Origin of the sequence: Sphingobacterium sp. UBA7253 (genome assembly GCF_002472745.1) — a bacterium.
In the GTDB taxonomy this organism is placed as follows: domain Bacteria; phylum Bacteroidota; class Bacteroidia; order Sphingobacteriales; family Sphingobacteriaceae; genus Sphingobacterium; species Sphingobacterium siyangense.
In genome coordinates this window covers 25,703-27,621 of the sequence record NZ_DKSP01000147.1, presented here as the reverse complement: position 1 = coordinate 27,621, position 1,919 = coordinate 25,703, and the positions used below count along the sequence as shown (strand labels likewise).

Here is a 1,919-nt window from a genome sequence, read left to right as displayed (position 1 = left end):
GCACGTCAACTTGACCAATCATACGTACTTCAATCTGGATGGGGAAGGCAGTGGCGACGTATTGCAGCAAATCCTTCAGATCAACTCAGATGAGGTCTTATTTGTAGACGACAACCAGATACCAAATGCAATAGTACCTGTGGAGGGCACCGCCTTCGACTTCCGCATACCCAAACCTATTGTTCAAGATATTACTGCAAATAACGAACAATTGATCGCTGCCAAAGGCTATGACCATTGTTATGTCAACAACCAGCCTATTTCGCAGCCTTGTGCAACAGTCTATTCAAAAAACACAGGCATTCAGCTGGATGTTTTTACAACGGAGCCTGGTGTACAGCTCTATACAGCAAACTGGATGACGGGAAATGATTTTGGCAAAAGAGGTTATAAATATTTGCCTTATGCCGGATTCTGTCTGGAAACACAGCATTTTCCGGATACGCCCAATCAGGCGGAATTTCCTTCAACCCTGTTAAAAGCGGGCGAATCGTTCGACTCCGAGACACATTTTAAGTTCTCTATAAAAAAATAAGAAAAGAAAACGACCGGTAAGCATGTGCTTACCGGCCGTTTTATGTTGATGTGCTGTTTCCTTTGTAGGGTCACAGCACATTTTTATTTTAAAAGATCATCCAATGCTGATTCGACTTTTTCAAAACCAAAAGTTGCTTTGACCTCTCCGAACATACGTTGAATCTGATCATTGCATAGATTTCCAATGCTTCCTTCGTGCGTATGGTTTACCTCTTTTGATGGCTTGAAACGGCCTTCATCGATATCAATGCCGATAGTCCTGTAGGCCTCCCGGAAAGGAACCCCTTTCAGAACCTCGTTGTTTACGACTTCAACAGAGAACAAATAATCGTATTTTGGATCGTTCAGGATATTCTCTTTAACAGAAATATTTTCCAACATGAAAGCTGCCATTTCAAGACATTCATTCAGCGATTTAAAAGCCGGGAATAAATTTTCCTTTAACAATTGAAGATCTCTATGATAACCAGACGGCAGGTTGGTAGTCATCAACGCAATTTCATTTGGCAATGCCTGTATCTTATTACAGCGTGAACGGATCAACTCAAAGACATCTGGATTCTTTTTATGCGGCATGATGCTCGACCCCGTGGTTAAATGTGCCGGAAAGGAGATAAAGCCAAAATTTTGATTAATATACAGACATACGTCCATTGCAAATTTGGCCAATGTCGCGGCGATGGAACTCATGCCCTGTGCCAAGATACGTTCGGTCTTACCTCTCCCCATCTGTGCATAAACCACATTGTAATTTAGGTCTTCAAATCCCAGCAATTGCGTCGTCATCGTTCTATTTAATGGAAAAGATGATCCATAGCCTGCAGCAGATCCTAAAGGATTCTTATTACAAACCTTCCAGGCGGCACGCATCATCTCCAGATCATCAACAAGGCTTTCTGCGTAAGCACCAAACCATAATCCAAAAGATGAAGGCATTGCAATCTGCAAGTGCGTGTATCCCGGAATCAGAATATGCTTATATCGCTCGCTGAGTTGGATCAATTCATTAAAAAGAGCTTCTGTATTCTGGATGATATGCTGAATCTCTGAGCGGAAGTATAATTTTAGATCGACCAAAACCTGGTCATTACGGGATCTGCCGGAGTGAATTTTCTTACCTGCCTCTCCAATACGCTGTGTAAGCAGCATTTCGACCTGTGAATGCACATCTTCTACCGAGTCCTCAATACGAAAGTCACCGGCTATAATTTCTTTATAGATATTTTTCAGTTCTTTTTGTACAAGCACTAGATCCTCATCGGTCATCAGATTTATGCTATTCAACATGCGTGTATGGGCCAATGAACCCAAAACATCCGCAGCAGCAAGTTGCAGGTCCATTACGCGGTCATTGCCCACCGTAAACGATTCTACAAAAGAAT

1 protein-coding gene and 1 pseudogene are annotated in these 1,919 nt (G+C 42.3%); one reads left to right on the top strand and one right to left on the bottom strand.

Annotated elements, in window-relative coordinates; all coding sequences use genetic code 11:
• Window positions 1-535, top strand: a pseudogene (locus B2X72_RS15295) (galactose-1-epimerase); the annotation flags it as partial.
• A gap of 83 nt (window positions 536-618) precedes the next feature.
• On the opposite strand, the gene argH reads toward B2X72_RS15295, so the two are convergent.
• A partial coding sequence (gene argH / locus B2X72_RS15290; RefSeq protein WP_286850410.1) for an argininosuccinate lyase occupies window positions 619-1,919 on the bottom strand: 1,301 nt, incomplete at its 5' end.